We start from the raw sequence: 2,693 nt of genomic DNA, 5'->3' as shown, positions 1-2,693 counted from the left end.
AAGTGGGGTCTGGACTACATGAACTCCCGCTACGGCTCCCCGGTCGAGGCCTGGAACTTCTGGCAGGCCAACCACTGGTACTAAGCCACCAGCGGACAGCAGACACGCACGCCAAGACGCTCGGCCGGAAACCCCCGGCCGAGCGTCCTGGCGTATCCGGCCAGGACCGGTCGCTCATGCCGGTTTCCGGTGCCCGGTAGCGGGCGGCCCAACCCTGGGCGGTGGCCGGCGCGACCCAGCAGCGTTCAGCGGGCGGTGAGGCGGGCGGGGACCGCCCAGGCAGGCGTTGGCCGCTGCCACCAGCGTGGGCCGGGGCCCGGGCCCGCCAGAAGGTCGCCGATGCACGGACGTCCTCGCAGGGGTGCAGGGGTGCAGGGGTGGCACTGGTCGATCCCCACCCGTTGTGCCTAGGGTGGAATGACCGGAAAGAGGACCCACGTGCACCACCGCAGCGGAAAGGGCGGTCCGGACATCGAGGTCGATGCCCGGAGCGGTACGGCCGTGGTCCGCCCGCACGGCGAGATGGACATCTCCCGCGCCCAGGCCTTCCGCCAGGCGCTGTTCGAGGCGCTGGCCGGTGAGCCGCGCCTGAGCGACGTGGTGGTCGATCTGCAGTACTTGTCCTTCTGCGACTCCTCGGGCCTGAACGTTCTGCTGGACGCCCGGACCGCGGTCGCCGCAACCGGCCAGCGCCTCTTCCTGGCGGCCCCACGAGAACAGTTCCTGCGCCTACTGGAACACACCGGCACCCAGCACCTGTTCACCATCGAGCCCGCGCCGCCGTTCTGAGCAAGGGCCCATCCGCCGGCCGGCTTCCCGAGCAGTCCTCCGATTGCGGGCATTGCACCACCTGAGGCGGAACAATCCGTCACCATGGGGACACCGCCTGCCACCGGCTTGGAGGCCGCCCACCCCCCGGCCCGCGACCCCGAGGTGTGGACGGCACTGACCCACCCGGACAACCTGGCGCGCACGTACGACGTCATCACCAACGTCCACCAGCGCGCCGGCAACGTGCTGCGCAAGCGCAAGGCGGAGCGCGACCTCTTCCAGGCGGCGTGCTTCTCCCGCGGCGAGGCGGGTAAGCGGGAGTGGTTCGCCACCCGCGCCGAGTACGAGAGCTGGCGCAAGCGGGCGGCCAACTTCCACCAGACGATCCAGCGGGCGATCTCCGAACTGGGCAAGGCGCAGCGCTCGGTGAATCGGTCTGCCAACCACCGGCTCGCACAGGAGCAGCGCGAGACGCTGCGCAGGCTCGCCCTCGCGGTCCACCGGCACCAGGCGGCCCACGCCAGGGAGGGCGGTATCGCCGCGCAGAGCGACTACGAGCTGTGGCGGATGCTGGACCGGCTGACCGTGCCGGTCGGCGCCGAGCAGGAACAGGTCACGCTGCGCACCATGCTCGACATCTACTGGAGCGACGTGCGGCCCGTGGACGAGGGCGAGGGGCGGCGCGCGGAGGCGGAGCTCGCCGTGCGGTCCGCCCCGGCGGGCAAGTCCGGCCGGTACGGGGGAGTGCCGAGGGCGCGGCACGTCCACAACGACAAGGAACTGGCCTGACCGAATCCGTCGCACGGGCTGAGGGTTCGGCAGCAGTTGTCTGAGCATAAGCAGGCCGTTGAGCTGGGCGAACAGTCGGGAAGGGGCCCGTACGGGCACTGCGCCGTGTCCACGTCGACGGTCCCACCCGGCTCTGCACCACGCCGTCGGCAACGCCTGAAGGAGCAGCCGCCGGGGTGCCCGAGGCGCAGATCAACTCTGATCATGACATTCTTTGGGTCGCGCGACGACCGCGAAGCCGGTCAGATGGCGAGCAACCCGGTGGACCAGGCCTCGGCGCTGTACCGGGCGGGACGCTATGCCGAGCCCGAGGCCGAGGCGCGCTCCGTGGTCTAGGCCCGGGCGGGGCTGCGGGACGACGCGTTCGTGGCGCTGGCGCTGCACATCGTCGGGCTCGCGGCCAGTGCTCAGGGCCGTCACGCCGAGGCGGTCACGACATACGACGCACTGCTGCAGGTCCTCGGCAGGATCCTGGGTGCCGAACACGCCATGACCCTGAAAGTGCGCGCGGACCGCGCCCAGGCGCTGTTGGTCCTCGGCCGGCATGCCGAATGCGAGGCCGAGTGTGCGGATGTGGCCCGAATCGCAGGCCGTAGCGCAGGACCGGAGATCGGGGCCGCCGCGCTGGTCGCGGCCGCCGCCCTGCACGGGCTGGGCCAGGACACCGAGGCCCGCTCGCTGGCCGAGGCCGCCCAGGAAGCCTGCCTGGCCCTCTTCGGCCCGGACAACATCCGCATCGCTGACGCCCGGGCGTTGCTCGACCGCATCGACGGCGCCTGACACGGCAGGCCGCGCCGAGGGGAGATCGGACGGGAGGGTGCGTTCAGCGTGGGCGGTGTTGGTGCGGAGGGCCGGCCTTTCCCGTTGAGTTCCAGCGTCCGGGAGGCTGAGGGGACGTGGGCGGTGGCCGCTGGCGAGGCACAGACGGGCGAGTTGGTCGACCGGCTCGCGGCTGCGGCGAACGGCGCGGTCGTGGTGGTATCGCCGGAGCAATGCGGGTCGCGAGACCGGTCAGGAATCGAGAAGCCCCGGCCGCGTCCCGACCCCTAGCGTGATGGTCATGGCAACCAACGCTTCCACCGCAGCCCACACGTCCCTCGCGTCCGTCACCCTCGAGGTGGCCGATCCCGAGG

At 71.4% G+C, this 2,693-nt stretch carries 5 protein-coding genes; all 5 read left to right on the top strand.

Translation table 11 applies throughout. The features are described 5' to 3' along the window. The coding region (locus ACZ4VL_RS40340) for an aggregation-promoting factor C-terminal-like domain-containing protein (RefSeq protein WP_468210949.1) at positions 1-84 on the top strand (84 nt) is incomplete at its 5' end. A gap of 333 nt (positions 85-417) precedes the next feature. Next, complete coding sequence (locus tag ACZ4VL_RS40335) at positions 418-789, top strand: STAS domain-containing protein (RefSeq protein WP_468210946.1); 372 nt, start codon at positions 418-420, stop codon at positions 787-789. Positions 790-873: 84 nt separating this feature from the next. Then, positions 874-1,560, top strand: coding sequence for a hypothetical protein (locus tag ACZ4VL_RS40330; RefSeq protein ID WP_468210943.1), 687 nt, complete (start codon positions 874-876; stop codon positions 1,558-1,560). 204 nt (positions 1,561-1,764) lie between these two features. Then, entirely contained in the window at positions 1,765-1,896 is a 132-nt protein-coding gene (locus ACZ4VL_RS40325) for a hypothetical protein (RefSeq protein WP_468210940.1), read from the top strand. Positions 1,897-1,926: 30 nt separating this feature from the next. Then, the gene (locus ACZ4VL_RS40320; protein ID WP_468210937.1) at positions 1,927-2,340 is read left to right on the top strand and encodes a hypothetical protein; all 414 of its coding nucleotides are present in this window, start codon (positions 1,927-1,929) and stop codon (positions 2,338-2,340) included. The last annotated feature ends 353 nt before the right edge of the window (positions 2,341-2,693 follow it).

The sequence above is a fragment of the Streptomyces sp. NPDC029014 genome, assembly GCF_055564695.1.
This window is presented reverse-complemented; position numbering and strand designations above follow the sequence as displayed.